This window comes from Leucobacter faecis, assembly GCF_054456635.2.
Map to the genome: position 1 here is coordinate 18,877 of NZ_JBTJEP020000025.1, position 19,112 is coordinate 37,988.

The window sequence follows — 19,112 nt, forward strand, 5'->3', positions numbered from 1 at the left end:
CACCCATGACACATACCGACCCACACCACCAGGCCCGAGAAGCCCCCGTCGTAGAAGCAACAGACACAGCCCCACTCATGGGCGGCACCGTGACGCCCACGAACTTCGCCGCACAGAACAGCACAGAGTCAGAGCGCAGTGCGCGCGATCGAGCATTCGCGACTCTTGCGTCATTGGCAGAGAGCACAGCCCGCCCGCGAGGAGACGACCTCGACACCCTCGGGCAGCTTCGTCTGGTCGAGCTGGCCACTGAGCAAGCGCGCCGTGCTGTCATCGACGACGCTCTGCAACATGGCACCACGCGCCAGCAGATCGCTGACACTCTCGCCATCGACCTCGAAACGTTCGAACAGCGCTATGGCAGCAAGTCCTAGCATCCTCGACCAGACCCTCTGGAGCCTCACGGCTTCGGAGGGTCTAGTTCTCATGCGCTCGGAGTGACTTCTGGGGCAGCTGAGCTCTCGGTGCCGCCAGTAGGCACGGCTTCTTCCAGCTGCTCCACGGAGAGCCTCACCACGATACCCAGCTCGTTGGCGAGCTGCTCGACCTGATCGAGCGACAAGTTGTACTCGCCGCGCTCGATACCGGAGACGTAGCGCTCGGTGCGCTTGAGCAGCTCTGCGAACTGCCGCTGAGTCATATTGCGGCCCACTCGAACCTCGCGAATGATCGCGCCGAACTGACGGCGGAGCGACTGGGAAGTGGGCATTCATCTAGCTTGGCCGACATGAAGGTTCCACTACCACGATGTAATCTCTTCCGGAAGTTAATACTTCCGGAAGTTAAGCCTTCATGTTTCGATAGTCTATCCGCAGGGAACACTCGTAAACGAAAGAAAACAGGAGATCCCAACACCATGAAGAAACAGATCATCGCACTCGCCGCGGCAGCCCTTGTCGCACTCCCTCTCGCAGCGTGCTCCACCACCCTTCCGGCCGACGCAGACATCGTCCCCGGTAACGACGGTGGCACCAAGGAGCCCACCACTTCAGAGGTCGTATTCGACACCACTCACGGCGTTACCGCCGAGTACGGCACTCCCGTCACCGTCAAGCTCCCCGACGAGCTCGTTGAGCTCGTAGATGACTACCAGAACATCCCGTTCGAAAGCATCACGGTTCAGACCATCATGCTCGATTCAATGGAGAACTGCGCTGTGCAGTTCGTTCACACCCCCAAGCAAGGTGCTGATCTTGCATGGCTCACGGACGCACCCGTCGACAACGAGTTCTGGGGCTCACCTAACCCATCTGCGTGGGCAGTAAACCAGCTCACCGGTAACGCTAGTGATCTGAAAGTAGAGCCATTTGCTCTCTCTGAGTTCTCGGAAGAAGATCCTGAAAAGGGTGTCTACTTCGATCTCGATGAACTCACGGTCATCAAGGTCGATCGCTGTGCTGATGCAACCAGCGCCTTGCAGTACACGGCCTCATTCCCCACTCCGAGCGTGCTCAACGAACTCGGTCAGACGCGCACACCTGGCTCGGAGATGTTCGACTTCGGTACTGACAGCGCTGGCAACATTGCATTCCCCCTGCCCCGCGATGACGGTCAGTCGGGCACGACTAGCTACTACCTCAACAGTGCAGGAAAGTGGATGAAGGGCTAATTCACCCACTTCATGCGGCAACAAATCCCCAGAGCCCGGCGAGCGTCATGCTCGCCGGGCGACCTTCCAGCGACGGAAAGAGAACACGATGACTGACGCACGCGCTCAGCTCGAAAACAAACTTGCAGGCCTTCACGGCGTACTCCGCCGCTTCGAAGACCTGCAAGCCCAAGAGCAGGCCATCTACCAGCAGCACCAACACCGTTACGTTCGATACCTGAACCGTTGGCGAGGCGGCATGTACTGGCTCTGGGTACTAATCCTCACCGCAGTGTTCTCTGTCTTCGCCTTCAGTATCATGGTCAGCGCTATCGGCAGGGCATCTCTAGAAGCTGGCCCCAGTGGCAGCTACGAGAGCGCGAGCTCCATGATGGCCCCGATGCTCTGGCTACTCTTACCCCTGCCGCTCGCCCTGATCGGCGCTGCGGTCGTGCTCGCGATCCGCAATGGCGGCCTCGCAAAAACCAACGCGAAGCGCGAGCAGCAGAACGAAACCATCGCACAGCAAATTGGCAACGAGACCTGGCCTGCCGTGCAACAGGTACAGGCCCAACTCGAACAAACTCGCCAAGAGTATCGTCAAGGCTACAGCGGATTCTTCCCGTCGGACTATCTCAACACCGATGACGTCCGAGAGTGCTGGCAGATCGTCCACGAGTACCGTGCCAGCACGGTGCAGGACGCAATGAACGTCTACAAGAATGTCCTTCATCAGCGCTACCTTGAGAACATGGCGGCTGCTCAGCTCGCCACTCAGGAACGTATCGAAAGAACAGCCAAAATTAGCGGCATCGTGCAGGCAGGTCTGACGGGAGCAGTCCTCGGGCAGCAAAGTGCCGAGTTCGCTGCGAACCGTGCATACCGCGCGAGGCCGCAGACGGTGAACGTAAGGATTAAATGAGCAACGAAAACGATAAGGGCCTCGGCCCGATCGAGACGCCCGTACCGGGTAAGGACGCACAGCTGCCGCCCGTTATGAAGGCAACGAGCCTCGCCGATTCCAAGCAGCGTACTGCAGATGCCAAGGCTGCTATCGGAAAGGCTTTCGCAGGCGGCCAGAGTAACCCTGAGCCCACCAAGAAGAGCCGCAAGAAGCTCATCGTCGGTCTCGTAGCCGGTGTAGCCGCTGTTGCGCTCGTCGCTGGCGGAGTCACGTTCGGAGCCGCTCAGACGCGCATCTCGAACTACGCGACTGCCGTCGAGGATCAGGCTAGTGCGATCAAGCAGATCGGCAAGGCTGCGACCGATCTGACCGCTGCCGAAAAGGCCCTGGCAGAGGCTACTGCAGCCCACAAGAAGGGCTACCTCGCAGACCTCAAGGTCGCAGCTACTGCGCCTGAAGCTCTTGTCTCCGTCAAGACCAACGCACCTGTCGTTGCTCTCACCACTGCTCCGACCGAGGCTCCGGCTAAGGTCAAGGGCGAGAAGACGAAGGCCCCGGCAACCAAGGCCAACGGTATGCCCACTTCGGCGAAGCTTACCCAGCTCCCCACCTACGAGGAGCTGAAGGCTGCTGGCGACAAGGTAACGAGCGAGCGCGTAGCTGAGGCTCAGACTGAGGCCAAGGCTGCAGAAACCGCTGCAGCTGACGCTACGGCGAAGGTTGATGAAGTCACCGCCAAGACCGACGCCCTCGCAACTGAGGTGCTCGCTGGTGCCAAGGCTATGGCCCCAGCTGCGACCGAAGCTCTCAAGAACCAGAAGGCTTGGGTCGAGGCTTACGCCAAGGCCGACGCTGCTGACCTGAACAAGAAGGCTAAGGCCCTTGAGAAGGCTCTTGCAGCCTACGAGAAGGCTGACAAGCCCTCTGCTGAGGTCGCTACCTCGTTCGTCACTTCCTACGTCACCTACCTCAAGAGCGCTATTGCGCTGAAGGCAAGCCACGACGCGCTCGTAGCTGCCGAAGCTGCTGCCGCACAGGCCGCAGCTGAAGCAGCCGCTCAGCCGCAGTGGGTCGACACCGGTTACTCCGACTGGGGTAGCAACGGTGGTGGAGGCTCCTGGAGCAACGGCAACGCCGGTAGCGGCGGTGGCGGTAACGCTGGCTCCGGTGGCTCGGGCTCTGGTGGTGGCGGCTCAGGCTCCGGCGGCGGAACCGGTGGGGAATGGACCCCTCCGTTCATCCCACCGCAGCCCTGTGAGTCCACTGGCACTTGCGAGAACCCCAACATCTAAGGTCTAACGACCTAACTACGAAACCCCGTCTGCGAACTCTCAGGAGTCCGTGGACGGGGTTTCTACCTTCATTGAGGTCATTCTCCGAAGATGCGCTCCCGGTCGATCTCGCGACGCCCCAGCAGGTCTTCATCGTGGCTCTCGATCTTCACCGGCACGATTTCGTAGATGCCCTGCTCCATCTCACGATTAAGCTGCGCGCGGCGCTTCTCTGCGTGACCGTGTTCAGTGTGCAAACGCTTCGCATCGCTTCCTGATTCCCAGGCAAGGTCAGCGCGCTTCTCAGCTTCGGCTTCGAGCTCCTTGAGCGCTTGGTGGGCCGCGACACGCTTTTCGTAGTACCCGCTGCAAAGGGCCTTCTTCGTCTCGCGCAGGTTCAGCTGATCCCGCACAAGCGGGTGTAAACGGTCACCAAAGTCCTTCATGAACTTGTCCCCCACGCCCGACAACCGCTTCTCGTCGAGGCGCTCGCCGCGCTGAAGCAGCTCGACCGCGAGCGGCTCGTATTCTGCCAGCGCGAACAAGCGACCCTGCACAACCTCGCTCTTGGGAAAAGGCAATGACGGGTCAGCAAGCTTCGAGACGTAGCGCGCAGTGTTTGTATCTGCGGCTAGCTGTGTTGGCTGTGTTGGCTCAGACACAGACACAGCCACGTCAGGCACCGTACTGCCTACGGCACTAGCAGCTTCTCCAACGGACTCCGGGCTGCCATACCTGGCCTCACGCTTCGCGCGGAGCTCAGCGATCTCGCGATCAAACGCAGTCGCAGGTTTTCCCAGCGCCTGCCAATCAGCGAACGCCTGATCTGCTTCATCGAAGGTAAGCCCATGGCGCCTCTCCATCTCGGAGTAGTCCACCATCAGTTCATCATCGTTGAACTGATGCACGACCTTGTCAGCCAGCTCTGGGTCTGGCTGACGCTTCTTCGGCGCTCGCCGGGGCTTCGGTGCTGGTGGCGTTGGCTGTGCTGGTGGCGTCTGCTGCACTGACTGAGTGCGCTGAGTCTGCTTCGCCTGACGTGCCAACTGTGCGTCACGGTGGTCGCCCAGCTGAGCGAGCACCGCGTCGCGCATGAAGCTCGTGCCGAGCTTCGAAGCCTTTCGCTTCGCTCCCCCATTCAGCATGACGCCGTCCTCATCAACCATCGCGTACGAGAAACCACGAGCGCCCGGGCGCTGCTCGAAGTCGACGCGCAGCTCAGCGAGCTTCTCCTTGAACGAGTCAAGATCCACCACGCTCTCGTCAGCCAACGCTTCCTCGATGCGCTGCTTCAACACAGCGACGCTGAACGGCTCTTGCTCATCGAACGGCAGGCCATCCGCTTCTGCCTCGCAGCGGCGAGCTTCCCACAAGCGATACTCAGCCAGCTTGCGTCCTTCGCTGTCTTCGCGGCGCACAGTGCTCCTCAGCCGAGGTGAGCCTCCTGCTGCAACACGAGCCTTCGCTTCTTCCATGGCGGCAACGTTCTTGGGATGCTGCTTGAAGTCTTCTTTCTTCAGCACACGGTCGAGCTCAACCGCGAGACCAGCCAACTCGATGCTACCGTCGGGCTGGAAGTCCTTGTACGCATGCGTCACGAGGTTCGAGTCGAGACTTAGGCCCGTCAGGTGCGCCACCGCGTTGACGACGATGTGCACGTGGAGCTTGCCGCCCTCTCCAAACTCACCGCCGTCACCGTCGCCCTGGATGAACGATACCGTCATGTGACCAGGGAACCTCTCACCCACGAGCCGCCGCACAATATTCGCGGCCTGACGCGGCGCATCAGGATCATTGCGATCAAGCTCATCGCTCCCGAAGCTAACGAGCACATGGTACGCCTGTACGAACTCACCGGTCGCCACAGAACGACCGCCTTTGCTCGCGGCCTTAGCGCTACCGTTCTTGCCGTACTTCTTGCGCGTGTCACGGAACTGCTTCTCTGCCACGGAGGACAGCGCGCCGTTCATGCCTACGATCAAGATGTTCCGGTCGCTAGCGCTCTGACCCCTCTTTGGGTTCTTCAAGTAGTTGAACAACGCCGCCACGTTCCGCGACGGACTCGACGCAATGTTCACCATGACTAACGCCCCTCAATATCTACGCTCGCGGTTAACCCCCGCGCGCTAACTCTTCAAAAGCTTCAAACAGCAAAAGCACCGACGCACTCATCCGAGACCGTGTTTCTCCCTCTGCGTCACGCAGCAAGCCTGTGATTCGAGTACAACGCCATCTCGGCGAGCTCGACCTGCACTTCAATGTTTTTCAACCAGCCGAGAGACTCAGCGATCACCTCCCCTTCGACCGAGCCTCCTGAGTTCAAGTGGCGAGCGATCTGGTTCACATTCGTGCCGATCTTCTGAACCTGCGTGACGACCGCTGCGAGCGAATCACTAACGCGCTCTATGTCCTTGCTGATCGAAGGATCATCCCAAAGCCGCGCTGCAGGCAGCTCACGGATCACCTTCGCGCGAGCTTCAATCTCAGCTGCACCTTCCTTATCGCGAAGCAGCAACCTCATAGCTTCGCTATACGGAATCTTGTCCACGCTGCAACCACGTTCCGTGGCCATTGCAGCGCGTACATCTTCCACGGCACGGTGCTCTTCTGTAGAGAGTCGAACCGAGACCGCCTTCGCGTAGTGCTCAGCCGAACGCCTCGTCTGCTTCGTCTGCGCTGCGCTTGCCTTCGCATCCTTCGCCATTCGTCTTCCCCCTTCGCTCGGTTTATTGCGGCCTATGCCGATGCCCTCCCACTCCCCGGAACAACGGGAAGTCGGAGCCTCTGCATCGGTGCTATTGAGAACCATTCTCACATAGGCCGCAATAAACGGCAAGCAGTTTAACCGTCATACAAATCTCGCTCCGCTTCAATTTGTATTCGGTTACCTCTGCTTGCGAGGGGCTACGCCCCCTCGACCCCCAGGGCCTACCGGCCCTACTCTCCGAGCCCCCAACGCTGGTGCGCGTTGGTTTCTCTCCAAGAGCTCCGCAGGGTCAGGGACGCTCACGCGTCCCCACCCTGCTCCGCCTCCAGCCGGGCTGATCGCTGCCGCCTACCGGCACCCACTCACAGCCTTTCGGCTTGCGCAGCTCCAGCGGACGCGATGCCTCCACTACGCCTTGCCGGGCCCCCTACCGAGCGCCCATGAGATCACTTCGCCCTGTCTGAAGCGCTAAGTTCCACGTTGATACGCACAACTCCTGGCCACTCTGGCGCAGCCCGAGGCCGAAGCTGTAGCGGAGGCCGCAGCTCCCCCCTGAAGCCCGACAGCCAGCACCGCAGCGGTAGCGCAGGGGCTGACTGTGCGACCCCGCGCATTGCCCTCCTCGCAGCGAGAATGCGCACCAAGATGCCGAAGCGGTAGCGCGGGCTTGCAGCAGCCAGCGACTACGCCTCAGATGAGATCCTTGCCACCGCAGCGGTAGCGGAGGGGGCGTCTGCACTGCGAAACCTTGCTCTGACGCCAGCAAGAACGCAGGCAGAAACAGCGAAAACAAGCTGAAGCCGACGGATTCCGGCCTCCTGACGGGAAATAATTACGATTTCAATTAACGATCAGCCACAACTGCTGCTTTTAACTAGAACAGGGCCCTTCAAGTGCCAGAAATGATCCCTCCTCTTGCCGCGACTGCTCACGAGGAAGGAAACAGGGCCCTTTAAGGTCCCTGCTGCTCTGGCACAGGGCCCTTCGAGTGCCCTACCCATCAGCAAACAGGGCACTTCGAGTGCCCTACGCGCCCAAAACAGGGACCTTCAAGGTCCCCGTTCACACGTCTCAGCTCACGTTGCTCGCAGCACAGGGCCCTTGAAGTGCCAGAAAGTGACCAGAAACGGGCTCGAATTGGCCCTAGTTTTCGAGCGGAGAATGGCACAGGGCCCTTGAAGGTCCCTGTGCCACCCCAAACAGGGCCCTTCAAGGTCCCTGATTGACGATTTTCGAGGATGTGCGCCACAAATAATGATTTCGAGAAATTATCGGAAATCATTTTGGCCGGCTAACGACAGAAACAGGGCCCTGCAAGGTCCATGAATGGGCACCATTTGGGCCCAAGAGCTACTGGCAGATCTATCACGTCCCTGCTTTGATCTGGGAAAAGCAGACTTCGGTAGGCGAACACTTAGTAAATGATTCAGGTAATCATTACTGAGTAGAGTGAAACTAAACAGGGCCACATTCGGCCCACTTGTGGCCCAGAACTGGCCCTGCCAGGGCACGTGAGGGTCCCTCCACGTCATTGCGCACTGCAACAGTGCAGAATCAGAACTTCGCAGGCGACTCCTTGCTCCCGCAGCGGTAGCGCAGGGTACGAGCGCGCGCCCGCTGGCTCACCTCCGACAAGCAAACAGCAAGCCCGCGGAGCAACTCACTGTTACAGCTCGCCACATAGCCCGAGGCTCCGAAGCGGTAGCGCAGGAGCTGACAGCATCACCACGCAGCTCCTCACGCGACGAACCTGACACTAGAACGTCAGTGGTAGTTGATAGCCTCGCCCCATGAGTTGCACAGCACCAGTAAGAGGCCATCATTCCGCCGCAGCCAGAGCTAATTGCCCCGCCTGCAGATACAGTTCGTACAGCCAGTCCTACTACCCGCCACAGCCAGTTCGCTCGATGTCTTTCGGAGCAGGAATTACAAGTGGCAGCAGGAGTGGCGGCCTCGGCGGTTCATCAGTCAGCAAGACGATAGGCGGCCGCACGGTCGTATTCTCACCCTCAGATCTGCGGACCCTCAAGCCAGTCCGACAGGAAGCCGCACGAATTGCCCAGTCGTTCCCCGACCGCCGTGACATCTTCCTTTGCCACGCTTGGGATGACCGCCAGCACGCCGCGAAAGACCTTCACGACAAGCTCGAAGCTCTCGGAGTGTCCGTCTGGTTTAGCGAGAAGGATATCGTTCTAGGCAAATCCCTCATCCGTGAGATCGACAAAGGTTTGAGCAAGTCCCGAATTGGGATCGTCCTCGTAACCCCGTCGTTCTATAAGAGCTTGGCTTCAGAAGGCGTGGCAGACAAGGAACTCTCCGTTCTCCTCGCTTCGGACCGACTGATCCCGATTACGCATGGCACGACATTCGAAGAGCTCAGAGACCATAGCCCCATGCTGGCGTCAAAATCTGGCCTCACTACCGAAGGCTCGTCGCTTGACGACGTCGCTGCTAAACTCGCCGACACCGTCAGCGACGACTAGATTTAACCATCCGGTGCAGTTTGACGATTACTGCCACACGAGAGCTTCGTGCTGACATCGCAGACAGCACCGACTAGCTCAATCCGAATAGGTCACGTAGACGTGACCCCAACATGACAGAGCCCCGGGAGCCTAACGGCCCTCGGGGTTCTGTTTTCAACGTGCAGCTACATCTCACGCAGCCTCGTGCAAGCCATTCGCATAGCGCGGTGCAGGCCGGGCCTCATTGAGCACGTACGCCTCATAGCTCGGCGCCGGGGCTGCGTCGCTACCAGTAACGCTCTCCCCTGCCGAGGCACCCTCTCCCTTGTTCGCGCGCTTCGCATCATCGGTCTTGCGTGCTGCCTCACGACGCTGCTCGATCGTCTGCATAACCTCGGCCATGCTCTCGTCCCCAAGCCGCTTAGCCATGAGCTCAACAGCTTCAAAGGCCCACTGCGCACGGAGCACCTCCTTCGGGTCGCGATCAGTAAACACCGGCTCCTGTACGGGCTTACCGCGACGCAGGACTGTACGGTTCATCTCGCGCTTCGGCTCGGGTTCAAGGCCCAGTACGTCGTAGAGTGCCCCTGCGAGCTCACCACGAGCCTTCAGCGCACGTTCCATCGCGAGATCCTCGGCTTCGATTTCCGCGGCAACGCGCTTCAGCTCATCTGCCTTCCGCTGCGCCGCCTCAGCATCACGCTGCGCTAAGGCGAGCGCACGGCTCTTGCTCTTACTTGCTTTCGTAGCAGCCATCTCGGCCACCGCCCTTCAATGTCTTGTGCCGCGCTCACGGCTGCGATTCTTCGTGTTGTGTAGGCAGATCGTGGATCCACCTGCGGGTGTCTGTGGGCTATGCCAGTGTCAAACAGCGGCATAGGGGGCAGCGAGGCCGTGAAGTGGCCCAGGGCTCTCTGCACAACGCTCGGGACTATGCCACCGAACTGTGGAACGACGCGTCTGTGGAAGGCGACGCAGAGTGAAATGCGAGAGATGAATCAGCGAGAGATACCGCAGCGTCACAGTCCGACGTGCATTCAGTAGTTCGCATGATCACTCCCGTGAACTTCTGCTGGGTCCTAGGATCAAACGTGCTGTAAATCTCCGCGGAGTCACCTGGTCTAAACTGCGGGTTACGCCAAGACTCCAGTTCGTACTCGTCAATGAGGAGCTCAGGCTTGTCGAAGCGGTTACTAGTCCGAACCTGCTTCTCTCTATCCATGCGCCAGCACGGATCTATCGCGATGACGGCAGCGAGCGAATTCCTGAACTGCGGCTTAGTCAGCTGCGAGAGCCGATTGAACTGCCTCGTAAACCACACCACATAGAGGTCGTTCACAAACCTCAGCGGGACTTCATCCCAGACAAACTGATGCGCGACATGGCACCAGAACTGGCACACCGCCTCAGCTTCAGGCTGATTCGCGACGGTCGCGGCCCAGCTAGCCTCAGCACTCAGCTTCAGGGTCTCCTTGTGCGTAGCTTTCACTACGGGCGCAAGGCAGCACAGCGTAGCCAGAGTCGCTTCAACGTCCGCGAGAGAGATACCAGGCCGGTACTCATGGATCAGGCGCTCGATCACAGCCCGACCTACCTCGCGCACGTCGCTCTCATGGTCATATACGCACAGCTGCCCGGCAGACTGCTCATTGTCGGCACCACCACGAGTAGGCATGAGAAGACGAACTCCTTCGCACGCCACGAGCAGACTAGCGAGCTGCCAATGAGTCAGTGACACAAGTGGGTAGATGCAGCCCTGAACAGACTGATCGACTTCACTGTTGCGCTGCGCGAACGCGATGTTCGTAAGGGCTACGAGATCCCGCGCAATAGCGCGGTGATCATTCTGCTGCAGCGCGTCAGTGGACACCGCAGCGAAGAACTGATGGGTGACCTCTGCGATGATGTCGTCACGCAGAAGGCTAGACCATCCGCTTGTCGTCGCAGACAGCTCAGGGGCGATCCAGGCGCCCGTCAGCCGTAGGGAAGGCGCTTCAAGGAGAGAAATGATCGTAGACATTACGCATCACCACCATGCAGCTGGCGCTTCAACCAGGCATCGAGGTCAATACGCAAGTAGTAGATCCTCGATCCACGAGCGCCATCGCGCATGTAGCGGGGCCCCTTGCCCAGTGCGCGCCAATTCGCGAAGGTGCCGGGAGCCCGGCCACAATAGCGGGCAGCCTCTGCTGCCGAGAAAACGGCTGGCATCACCGGAGCCATGGGCACCGTTTGCACTGCTGGTACTGCCACTTCACCCGGCCGATCTACAGCCGGTACATCAACCACAATCTTCGAACACATAAAAAATGACCCTTACTACGAGAAAAAGAACAGACAATTCTCGTCAGGGCCAATCCGGTGCCAAGACAGGTGCGCAAGTACACGAACAATTCCGGTATTTCGTTCGCGTGGAGAAGCAATCTAGCTTCTCCAGTTCGTTCTCTCCGAATGCCGAACAGACTCTCCCCGCCCTTGACTGTCGGACACTAGCCAGGCCGTGAATCGAGTTGCTTCGATTCACCCAGCGAGGCATTTTCGGCTCGCTTAAGGATTAGTTCCGAGCCTAACACACTTCACCAAAGTTCACAATCACGGAATTACATTTCCCTCAACAGCGTTTCATAATCGCTGCAAATCGTGCTCTCGGCAACCGCCCGAAGGCTACCCAAATTGGGTAGTCTTTACCCATCTGGGTTGTGTGTAGTAACGCCCGAGACAGCGACAAGGTGGGTGAGTGAACTCGCTTGCATGTTGGCCTCAAGCTCGGGGCCCACGAGCGCCGTGTCTCCGACAGCGAAGCCCGGCACGAGCTCGGCGCCCGGCACACGCTCGGCCGCGGCTCGCAGTTGGAAGCGCAGCGTCGCCGCAATAAGCACCGGGCCGCGCGCCTCACTCACGGTGTAATACCCGGTGACGCGCACACCGTACGCCGCGCTCGATGTCGACTCGAGCGGCACAGGCTCCCCCACGACTATCAGCTCAGTGCCCGGCGCCCAGTGCGCGGCGTCTCTGGCGGTCACTTGATTGGACGTCGAGCTCTCGGAACCCCCTTGCCGAGGTTCGCTCGGTTCGGGCGCCCGGATTTGGGTGGCACGCTGCAGCCAGAGCACGACGGGCGTTCTGGTGGCTGCCGTGGCGTCAGCACGACCACCCCCGCCGCCGTACTCGAGCACCGTGGCGGGCACCCAGCCCGTGAGCTGCGCGAGCTCGCTGCCCGTTTCGAGCTGGGCGAAATCGGTCAGCTGCACTCGAAACTCGACTCGATCAGACGCTTCGATGGCGGCGTCGAGCACCGGCGCCACCCTGTGTATCTCAGCCACGCCAATGCGCGCGCCGGTCAAGAGCAGCAGTGCCGCGAGCACACCAGCGAAAGCGAGAAGCTGCGCGGCATGGTCCTTTGAGGTAAGCGCAGCAATAACCATGGCGGCCATGCCGATGCAGACTCCCACCACGATAAGCACCCACCAGCTGCCCGGTAGCACGATCGATCCCGCCGCGAGCGCCCACGTCGCGCCGGCCGGCGCAAGCACCCGCCACAGCCCCGGCGGTGACTTCACACTGTCACCCGGTCACGAAACCCCTCGAGAGTTTTCACCCCGATCCCCGAAACCTCGAGCAGTTGATCCACGCTCTGAAAGCCGCCGTTTTGTGTGCGCCAATCGATAATGCGCCCCGCGAGGGCCGGGCCCACGCGAGGTAGCGTCTCGAGCAGCGCCGCATCGGCCGTGTTGATGTTGATGAGGCTCGCGCTGCCCTGGGCACCTGAGCTGCCCTGGGGGCTTGCGCTCGCCGTTGCACCGGCGTCGCCCGCCGCCCCAGCACCGGCGTCAGCGCCTGCACTCGCGGCGGCTGCCATGGCCTCGAGCGCCTCGGCGTCTGGCACCAGCAACTGTTCGCCGTCAGCCACGACACGCGCCAGGTTGACCCCCGCAAGCACTGCCTCCTCTGTGGGACCGCCGGCGGCGTCAATCGCGTCTTGCACGCGCGCGCCTGCCCGCAGCTTCACGACCCCGGGAGTGCCGACCGCCCCTACGACGTGTACGTAGACCTCGCCTACGACGCTCGTGCTTGTATCGGCACTCGAGTCACTCCCAGTAGACGACGCGGCCGACGCGGGCGACTCAAACGCTCCCTGCGCTGCCGCATCTTCTAATGCCTGCGTCGTCGAATCAGGTGCGGGTTTCTCACCCGGCAGCTGCGCCCCAAGTGAACCAGCGACTGCAATACCAATTGTCGCCACCACGGCCACCACAAACACGGCCACCCCCGCGAGCACCGGGGCGCGCACCGCCCGCACGAGACGTGCGCGCAGTGATAGACCGGGCGCCCGCTCGAACGCCTCGGTGTCTGCGGCCGCCCGCGCGTCGCTGGCGCTGCCACGGGAGCCAGCACCCAGAGTTCTCCGTGCACCGGCAGCTCCGACTCGCGAACGCCAGCGCTCGCTCGACAGCACGTCTTCGGGGAGCAACTGCGGCGGCTCCTGCCGAGCGTGAGCTGGGCGCGACCTGGGGCACATACCCGCACCGTACTTCGCCCCGGCCTACGTCGCCAGATGATTCACGCAGGTGTGCATAACTCGCCAAATGTACCCCGCTAAGAGGGGCTGTGGACGACTCGGGCCGGGCGCTCCCCTGTCTTAGAGGAGCGCCCGGCCCGAGTCACCAGAATGCCGTGTTACGCGGCGGGCTTTGTGACGATGCTCACGATCTTCGGCACGCGCACCACGACCTTGACGATCTCGCGATCACCAATCGCCTGCTGCACGGCGTCGCTTGCACGTGCTGCCCCCTCAGCCTCGGCCTCGGTCACCGAAGCGGGCAGCGTCAGCCGGTCGCGCACCTTCTTGTCGACCTGCACGACCATCGTTACCTCGTCTTCGACGAGCAGCGCCGGGTCTGCCTTCGGCCAGGTGGCAAGCGCCACGGTCGGCTCATGCCCGAGCTTGGCCCACATGTCTTCGGCCGCGTAGGGCGCAAACAGCGACAGGATCATTGCGATCGCTTCAGCCGACTCGCGTACGGCCGGGTCGGCGACACCGCACCCCGAGTCGATCGCCTTGCGGGTAAAGTTCACCTGATCCATGAGGCGGGCAACCACGACGTTGAACTTGTACTGTTCGGTGAGCGTGGGGGCGTCAGCCAGCAACTGGTGCGTGTGCTTGCGCAGTGCCTTATCGCTGCCCGCGAAGTCGACGCCCGCGGGTGCGCCGCCTGACTGCACGTCGTCGGCGATGCGCCACGCGCGTGCCAAGAACTTCGCCGAGCCCTGCACCGACACGTCGGCCCAGTCAATGTCGTCCTCGGGCGGGCCCGCGAACGCGAGCGTCACGCGCAGCGCGTCTGCGCCGTGCGCCTGCAGCTCAGACGCAAACTCGACCAGGTTGCCCTTTGATTTCGACATCTTCGCGCCGTCGAGCAGCACCATGCCCTGGTTGAGCATGTCCATGAACGGCTCTTCAAAGTCGACGTAGCCGAGGTCGAACAGCACCTTCGTGATGAAGCGCGAGTAGAGCAGGTGCAAGATCGCGTGCTCGACGCCGCCCACATACTGATCGATGGGGCCCCACTTCTTGGCCGACGCGGGGTCAAACGGCTGCGAGCTATCTTGCGCTGACAGGTAGCGCAAGAAGTACCACGAGCTGTCGACGAACGTGTCCATCGTGTCGGCGTCGCGGGTCCATGCGCCGCCCTCTTCGTCGGTGACGTTCGCCCATTCGTGGGCCGCTCCGAGCGGCGACGAGCCCTTCGGCTTCAGGTCGAGCCCCTCGGTCGACGGCAGCTCAACCGGCAGCGCCGCGGTGTCAACCGGGCGCATCGCACCCTCGTTGTCGCCGGTACCGTGCAGAATCGGAATGGGGGTGCCCCAGTAGCGCTGGCGCGAGATCAGCCAGTCGCGCAGGCGGTAGTTGGTCGTGGCACGGCCGGTGCCGCGCGCCTCGAGCACTTCAACAGCCTTGGCAATAGCCTCGGTCTTACCCAGGCCATCGAGCTCACCCGAGTTGACGAGCACGCCGTCACCCGAGGTCGCAACGCCACTCTCGGACGGATCGGGCAGCGCCGCACCGTCTTCGTCACGCACGTCAACAACCACCCGCACGGGCAGGTCGAACTTCAGCGCAAAGTCGAGGTCGCGCTGGTCATGCGCGGGCACGGCCATGATCGCACCGTGACCGTAGTCAGCGAGCACGTAATCGGCGGCCCACACGGGAATGCGCTCGCCGTTCACGGGGTTCACCGCGAAGTGGTCGAGAAACACGCCCGTCTTTTCGCGCTCGGTGCTCTGGCGCTCAATCTCAGTCTGCTTCTGCGTCGCGGCCAGGTACTCCTGAAAGGCTTCGCGCGACTCAGCCGAGGCTCCTGCGGCAAGCTCAGCGGCCAGATCAGAGTCGGGGGCCACGACCATAAAGGTGGCGCCGTGCAGGGTGTCGGGGCGCGTCGTGAACACGGGCACCTTTGCCTCACGGCCCTCAATCTCAAACTCAACCTCGGCTCCGCGTGAGCGGCCGATCCAGTTGCGCTGCATGTTGAGCACCTTCGAGGGCCAGCGGCCCTCGAGCTGATCGAGATCGTCGAGCAGGCGATCCGCGTAGTCAGTGATGCGGAAGTACCACTGCGTCAGCTTCTTCTTCACGACCATTGCGCCCGAGCGCTCTGACGTGCCGTCGGCGAGCACCTGCTCGTTCGCGAGCACGGTCTGGTCTACCGGGTCCCAGTTGACCCAGCTCGCCTTGCGGTAGGCGAGACCCTTCTCGTACATCTTCAGGAAGATCCACTGGTTCCACTTGTAGTACTCGGGATCGCTCGTGTGCAGCACACGGCTCCAGTCGAACGACGGCGCGTAGATGCGGAACGACGCCTTCTGCTGCGCAATGTTCTCGTAGGTCCACTGGCGCGGGTCGATGCCACGCTTAATCGCGGCGTTCTCGGCGGGCAGCCCAAACGAGTCCCAGCCGATCGGGTGCAGCACGTCATAGCCCTGGCCGCGCCAGTAGCGTGCCATCACGTCACCGAAGCAGAACGCCTCAGCGTGCCCCATATGCAGGTCACCCGAGGGGTACGGGAACATGTCGAGCACGTACTTGGTGGGGCGATCCGTCGCCTCGTTTGTGACTTCAAACGGCTTCAGCTCGTCCCAGACCGGTAGCCACCGATCCTGAATTGTCTTGAAGTCGTAGCCTTCGGCTTCACGCCCCTGCTCAGTCACACACACCTCGATCTTGTTCGCAAGAGTCCGCTCAAGCGGACATACACCCGTCAAGGATACCGCGACCTGGGCAGCTGCATGAACGCGCGGCTACGCGAGCGCAGCAAGGATCGAAGCCGCCTTCAGATCTTTCTCGGCGCGCTCAGATTCAGCGTCAGAATCGGCCGTCACTCCCCCGCCCGCGCCCACGAGCGCGCGCTGCCTCGGCGCGAGAAGCCCGCGCAGTTCGACCCCGCGAATCGTCATGGCCAGCTCAGCATCACCCCCGTCGTCAAACCAGCCAAAGCAGCCCGAGTACAGCCCGCGCGGCCCGGCCTCGAGCACCGCCAGTAGTTCGACGGCGCGCCGCTTCGGCGCCCCCGTCATCGACCCGCCCGGAAAACACGCTTCGACCGCGCAGACCGCGCTCCTTCCCATCGCGAGGCGACCCTCGACCGAGCTCACCAGTTGGTGCACGTGGGGGTGCTCCTCGACCTGGAGAAACGCGCGCACGCCCACTGATCCGGCGTCGCACACGCGGCTGAGATCGTTGCGCATCAGGTCGACGATCATCAGATTCTCGGCCCGCTCCTTGGGGTCGTGAGCGAGCTCGGCCGCGAGCACCCGGTCGCTTAGGGCGTCGTGACCGCGGGGCCTTGTCCCCTTGATAGGGTGCGTCGCGACGCAGCGACCCCGCACGCTCAAGAACCGCTCGGGGCTCGCGCTCACGAGCGCGCGATCGCCCGCGACGATCACGCCGCCGCGGGTCGCGGTTCCCGTCGCCCGCAGGCGCGCGTAAATATCTACCGGGTCGAACCGGCCCTCGCTCGTCGCGGTGTCGGTGAGGCACAGCACATAGGCGTCGCCCGCCGCGATCGAGCGCTGGCATGCGGTGACCTGCGCGGCATAGTCGGCTCCGGATCGCCGCCAGCGTGCAGCGGCCTGCGCCGGGCCGGGCGCTGCGCCCCGAGCGGTGTCGCGCTCGCCCCGAGCGGCACGCTCGAGGGTGCCCTCGTGCCGGGCGAGCCAGTCGTCGATCGCTTCGGCCGTGTCGGCGCGCAGCTCGAGGCTGGAGCCTGTGAGCGCGAGCACCACGTCGAGCCGCAGCGCGAACGCGGGGGGCGCGTCGTCGATTGCGGGGGTGATGCCCATGAGCGCGACGCCCATTTCGTAGCCGAGCGCCGCCACCCAGCCGGAGTGAAAGGCCCCCTCACCGGCGGCTGCCGCCCGCGAACGTGCCTCCCCAAGCCTCGTCAGAAACTCGCGTTCTCGCCCGGGCTGGGCGTTCATCACGTGGTCGGTCACGCCGAAATAGCTGACACCGGGCTCACCCGGTGCGGGCGCTGCGCCGTCGAGCCAACACCACGCCTCGCCTGTCGCCGCGAGGGCGCGCGCGAGCGCTTCGGCGTCAAACTGACCGGGGATGATTCGCCGCGTACCGCGTGCGACTGATTTCTGCACCACCCCAGCGTAGTCGGGGTGAAGCACACTGGTACGCTCGCAGTATGACCGCGTCGTCGCCAGAGCACGATTCTCTCGGCACCCCTGCCGCCCGTTCGCTCGTCGTCGCAGATTCCTTTCGTGCGCGTCTGCGCGGCGGCACCGCCGAGGTGCGCGGGTTTTCGCTGCACCTCGCCCGATTCCGTAACGCGGTATTGACCGCGTCTGCCGAGTTTGCTGAGCACGCGCACAAAGGCGGGTCACCCGCGAGCCACGCCATCACCGAAGACGAGATCGACGAGTTTCTAGTGTCGGCCCGCACGCACATCGCCGAACACCTCATGGAACAGGCCGTGCGCACACACCCCGCGCGCGCCGTCGGCAGTTTTCCCCGGCTCGAACTCTGGGACTACTCGGTAGGGTCACCGCAGAGCGGCGCGCGCAGGGCGCTCGACCTGGCGCTTGAACTGCGCCCGCTCCCAGAGATCCGGAGCACGATTGAGGTCACGTCGGTCGAACGCCGGGGCGCAGTGACCCACCCGCACCGCAAGGGCCCCAACATTGAGCTGTATGCGTCGCTGATGCGGCAGGCCGGGGGCGAGGTGTTGCTCGTCGAGCCGGGTGATGGCGCGCCCGCTGGGCCGATCTCGCAGCAGCAGATCATTGAGGGCACCACGACGAGCCTCGTGTGGTGGGACAAGACGGGCGCGGGCTTCACCTCGGCCTCGCACGAGCGGGTGCCCTCGGTCGCCGAGGCGATCGTGTCGGCGATTGCCTCGCGGCTCGGCACCCCGCTGAAGCCGGGGCACACGACGCCTGCCGAACTTGCGTCGCTCGAGGTGTGGGCCGTGAACGCCCTGCACGGCATTCGCCCGGTCATCGCGATCGACGGCGTGCAGATGCCGATCGTGTCGGCGCGGTTCACCGAGTTTCGCGACCTCTTCGATCAGACGTGGGAGCCGGTGCTCACGTAGCGCCTTGGCGCCGGTAGTGATGTGTAGTCGCTGTCATGGATTTGCGCTCGTGCAGGAGATCCGCACTCAGGCAGGATCGAATGCGGGGTTCAGTCCTGCAGGAGTGCTGATCTCCTGCAGGAGCGCAAACTGCATGCGGGGTGCCGACCGCGACGGCGCCTCGCGTCCCAACCCCCACACCCCACGCCCCACGCCCCACGACCTCCGAGCCAGTAGTTTCTCTTGGCGTCGAAATAGTTCTCGCTCGGCGTCGAAATATTTCTAGTTTGGCATCAAGATAAAAGTCTCTCGACGTCGAAGCGAAGTCGCCTCTGACCTGGTAATTCAATAGAATTTGGGGGCCGAACCACCGGTCGGCGCTCCGGCGAGAATGACATCTCGTAGCGGATCTCACTAAGGGAGTGACCGGATCCCTTACGTGGATCCTGCCGTGCAGCAGTTTGCACAGCGCGCGTTCCCTGCACTGTGGAGCAACATATGATCGAGCAACTCGACCCGCTAGCCCTTGCGCGCTGGCAATTTGGCCTCACCACGCTGTACCACTTCATCTTCGTGCCCCTCACCGTGGGCATGGCCCT

Annotated in this window: 17 protein-coding genes; 7 read left to right on the forward strand and 10 right to left on the reverse strand. The window is 62.3% G+C overall.

Annotated elements, in window-relative coordinates:
* Window positions 1-5: 5 nt before the first annotated feature.
* Window positions 6-374, forward strand: a complete 369-nt coding sequence (locus tag ACXR2T_RS14690) for a hypothetical protein (RefSeq protein WP_458839042.1) — start codon at window positions 6-8, stop codon at window positions 372-374.
* A 50-nt stretch (window positions 375-424) separates the two neighbouring features.
* Here the strand turns inward: ACXR2T_RS14690 and ACXR2T_RS14695 are convergent, their stop codons facing one another.
* Window positions 425-709: a helix-turn-helix domain-containing protein gene (locus tag ACXR2T_RS14695; RefSeq protein WP_458839044.1), complete on the reverse strand. Its 285-nt coding sequence runs from the start codon at window positions 707-709 to the stop codon at window positions 425-427.
* 147 nt (window positions 710-856) lie between these two features.
* Between ACXR2T_RS14695 and ACXR2T_RS14700 the strand changes: the two genes are divergently transcribed.
* The 3 genes from ACXR2T_RS14700 to ACXR2T_RS14710 all read left to right on the forward strand — a co-directional run bounded on the left by ACXR2T_RS14700 (window position 857) and on the right by ACXR2T_RS14710 (window position 3,784).
* Complete coding sequence (locus tag ACXR2T_RS14700) at window positions 857-1,609, forward strand: LSm family protein (protein ID WP_458839046.1); 753 nt, start codon at window positions 857-859, stop codon at window positions 1,607-1,609.
* 88 nt (window positions 1,610-1,697) lie between these two features.
* Entirely contained in the window at window positions 1,698-2,510 is an 813-nt protein-coding gene (locus ACXR2T_RS14705; protein ID WP_458839048.1) for a hypothetical protein, read from the forward strand.
* On the forward strand, window positions 2,507-3,784 hold the full coding sequence (locus tag ACXR2T_RS14710; RefSeq protein WP_458839050.1) for a hypothetical protein: 1,278 nt from the start codon (window positions 2,507-2,509) through the stop codon (window positions 3,782-3,784). Before ACXR2T_RS14705 ends, ACXR2T_RS14710 begins: the two co-directional genes overlap by 4 nt.
* A gap of 77 nt (window positions 3,785-3,861) precedes the next feature.
* Here ACXR2T_RS14710 and ACXR2T_RS14715 read toward each other — a convergent pair whose 3' ends face one another.
* Window positions 3,862-5,844, reverse strand: coding sequence for a relaxase/mobilization nuclease domain-containing protein (locus tag ACXR2T_RS14715; protein ID WP_458839052.1), 1,983 nt, complete (start codon window positions 5,842-5,844; stop codon window positions 3,862-3,864).
* Window positions 5,845-5,960: 116 nt separating this feature from the next.
* Window positions 5,961-6,599, reverse strand: coding sequence for a plasmid mobilization relaxosome protein MobC (gene mobC, locus ACXR2T_RS14720; RefSeq protein WP_458839053.1), 639 nt, complete (start codon window positions 6,597-6,599; stop codon window positions 5,961-5,963).
* Between the two features lie 1,778 nt (window positions 6,600-8,377).
* Between mobC and ACXR2T_RS14725 the strand changes: the two genes are divergently transcribed.
* Complete coding sequence (locus ACXR2T_RS14725) at window positions 8,378-8,953, forward strand: toll/interleukin-1 receptor domain-containing protein (RefSeq protein WP_458839055.1); 576 nt, start codon at window positions 8,378-8,380, stop codon at window positions 8,951-8,953.
* 174 nt (window positions 8,954-9,127) lie between these two features.
* Here the strand turns inward: ACXR2T_RS14725 and ACXR2T_RS14730 are convergent, their stop codons facing one another.
* The 7 genes from ACXR2T_RS14730 to ACXR2T_RS14760 all read right to left on the reverse strand — a co-directional run bounded on the left by ACXR2T_RS14730 (window position 9,128) and on the right by ACXR2T_RS14760 (window position 17,581).
* On the reverse strand, window positions 9,128-9,691 hold the full coding sequence (locus tag ACXR2T_RS14730) for a hypothetical protein (RefSeq protein WP_458839057.1): 564 nt from the start codon (window positions 9,689-9,691) through the stop codon (window positions 9,128-9,130).
* A 175-nt stretch (window positions 9,692-9,866) separates the two neighbouring features.
* Window positions 9,867-10,955, reverse strand: coding sequence for a hypothetical protein (locus ACXR2T_RS14735; RefSeq protein WP_458839059.1), 1,089 nt, complete (start codon window positions 10,953-10,955; stop codon window positions 9,867-9,869).
* Entirely contained in the window at window positions 10,955-11,239 is a 285-nt protein-coding gene (locus ACXR2T_RS14740) for a helix-turn-helix transcriptional regulator (protein ID WP_458839061.1), read from the reverse strand. The genes ACXR2T_RS14735 and ACXR2T_RS14740 overlap by 1 nt, the downstream gene beginning before the upstream one ends.
* A gap of 380 nt (window positions 11,240-11,619) precedes the next feature.
* Window positions 11,620-12,495 carry a hypothetical protein gene (locus ACXR2T_RS14745; protein WP_458839062.1) on the reverse strand — a complete coding sequence of 292 codons (876 nt, stop codon included), beginning with the start codon at window positions 12,493-12,495 and terminating at the stop codon, window positions 11,620-11,622.
* Window positions 12,492-13,406, reverse strand: a complete 915-nt coding sequence (locus tag ACXR2T_RS14750) for a ComEA family DNA-binding protein (protein WP_458839064.1) — start codon at window positions 13,404-13,406, stop codon at window positions 12,492-12,494. The genes ACXR2T_RS14745 and ACXR2T_RS14750 overlap by 4 nt, the downstream gene beginning before the upstream one ends.
* Window positions 13,407-13,612: 206 nt before the next feature.
* Entirely contained in the window at window positions 13,613-16,141 is a 2,529-nt protein-coding gene (leuS, locus tag ACXR2T_RS14755) for a leucine--tRNA ligase (RefSeq protein WP_458839066.1), read from the reverse strand.
* 90 nt (window positions 16,142-16,231) lie between these two features.
* Window positions 16,232-17,581: an anthranilate synthase component I family protein gene (locus ACXR2T_RS14760; protein ID WP_458839067.1), complete on the reverse strand. Its 1,350-nt coding sequence runs from the start codon at window positions 17,579-17,581 to the stop codon at window positions 16,232-16,234.
* Window positions 17,582-17,625: 44 nt separating this feature from the next.
* On the opposite strand from ACXR2T_RS14760, the gene ACXR2T_RS14765 reads away from it, so the two are divergent.
* Together ACXR2T_RS14765 and ACXR2T_RS14770 are read left to right on the forward strand one after the other, a co-directional pair.
* On the forward strand, window positions 17,626-18,534 hold the full coding sequence (locus ACXR2T_RS14765) for an aminotransferase class IV (RefSeq protein WP_458839069.1): 909 nt from the start codon (window positions 17,626-17,628) through the stop codon (window positions 18,532-18,534).
* A 477-nt stretch (window positions 18,535-19,011) separates the two neighbouring features.
* Window positions 19,012-19,112, forward strand: a 101-nt coding sequence (locus tag ACXR2T_RS14770; RefSeq protein ID WP_489945500.1) for a cytochrome ubiquinol oxidase subunit I, incomplete at its 3' end; no start/stop codon positions are given.

Coding starts and splice junctions, on each gene's coding strand:
- ACXR2T_RS14700 (WP_458839046.1), top strand. CDS start 857: ATGAAGAAACAGATCATCGCACTCGCCGCGGCAGCCCTTGTCGCACTC.
- ACXR2T_RS14730 (WP_458839057.1), bottom strand. CDS start 9,691: ATGGCTGCTACGAAAGCAAGTAAGAGCAAGAGCCGTGCGCTCGCCTTA.
- ACXR2T_RS14715 (WP_458839052.1), bottom strand. CDS start 5,844: ATGGTGAACATTGCGTCGAGTCCGTCGCGGAACGTGGCGGCGTTGTTC.
- ACXR2T_RS14725 (WP_458839055.1), top strand. CDS start 8,378: ATGTCTTTCGGAGCAGGAATTACAAGTGGCAGCAGGAGTGGCGGCCTC.
- ACXR2T_RS14705 (WP_458839048.1), top strand. CDS start 1,698: ATGACTGACGCACGCGCTCAGCTCGAAAACAAACTTGCAGGCCTTCAC.
- ACXR2T_RS14735 (WP_458839059.1), bottom strand. CDS start 10,955: ATGTCTACGATCATTTCTCTCCTTGAAGCGCCTTCCCTACGGCTGACG.
- ACXR2T_RS14695 (WP_458839044.1), bottom strand. CDS start 709: ATGCCCACTTCCCAGTCGCTCCGCCGTCAGTTCGGCGCGATCATTCGC.
- ACXR2T_RS14740 (WP_458839061.1), bottom strand. CDS start 11,239: ATGTGTTCGAAGATTGTGGTTGATGTACCGGCTGTAGATCGGCCGGGT.
- ACXR2T_RS14765 (WP_458839069.1), top strand. CDS start 17,626: ATGACCGCGTCGTCGCCAGAGCACGATTCTCTCGGCACCCCTGCCGCC.
- ACXR2T_RS14710 (WP_458839050.1), top strand. CDS start 2,507: ATGAGCAACGAAAACGATAAGGGCCTCGGCCCGATCGAGACGCCCGTA.
- ACXR2T_RS14690 (WP_458839042.1), top strand. CDS start 6: ATGACACATACCGACCCACACCACCAGGCCCGAGAAGCCCCCGTCGTA.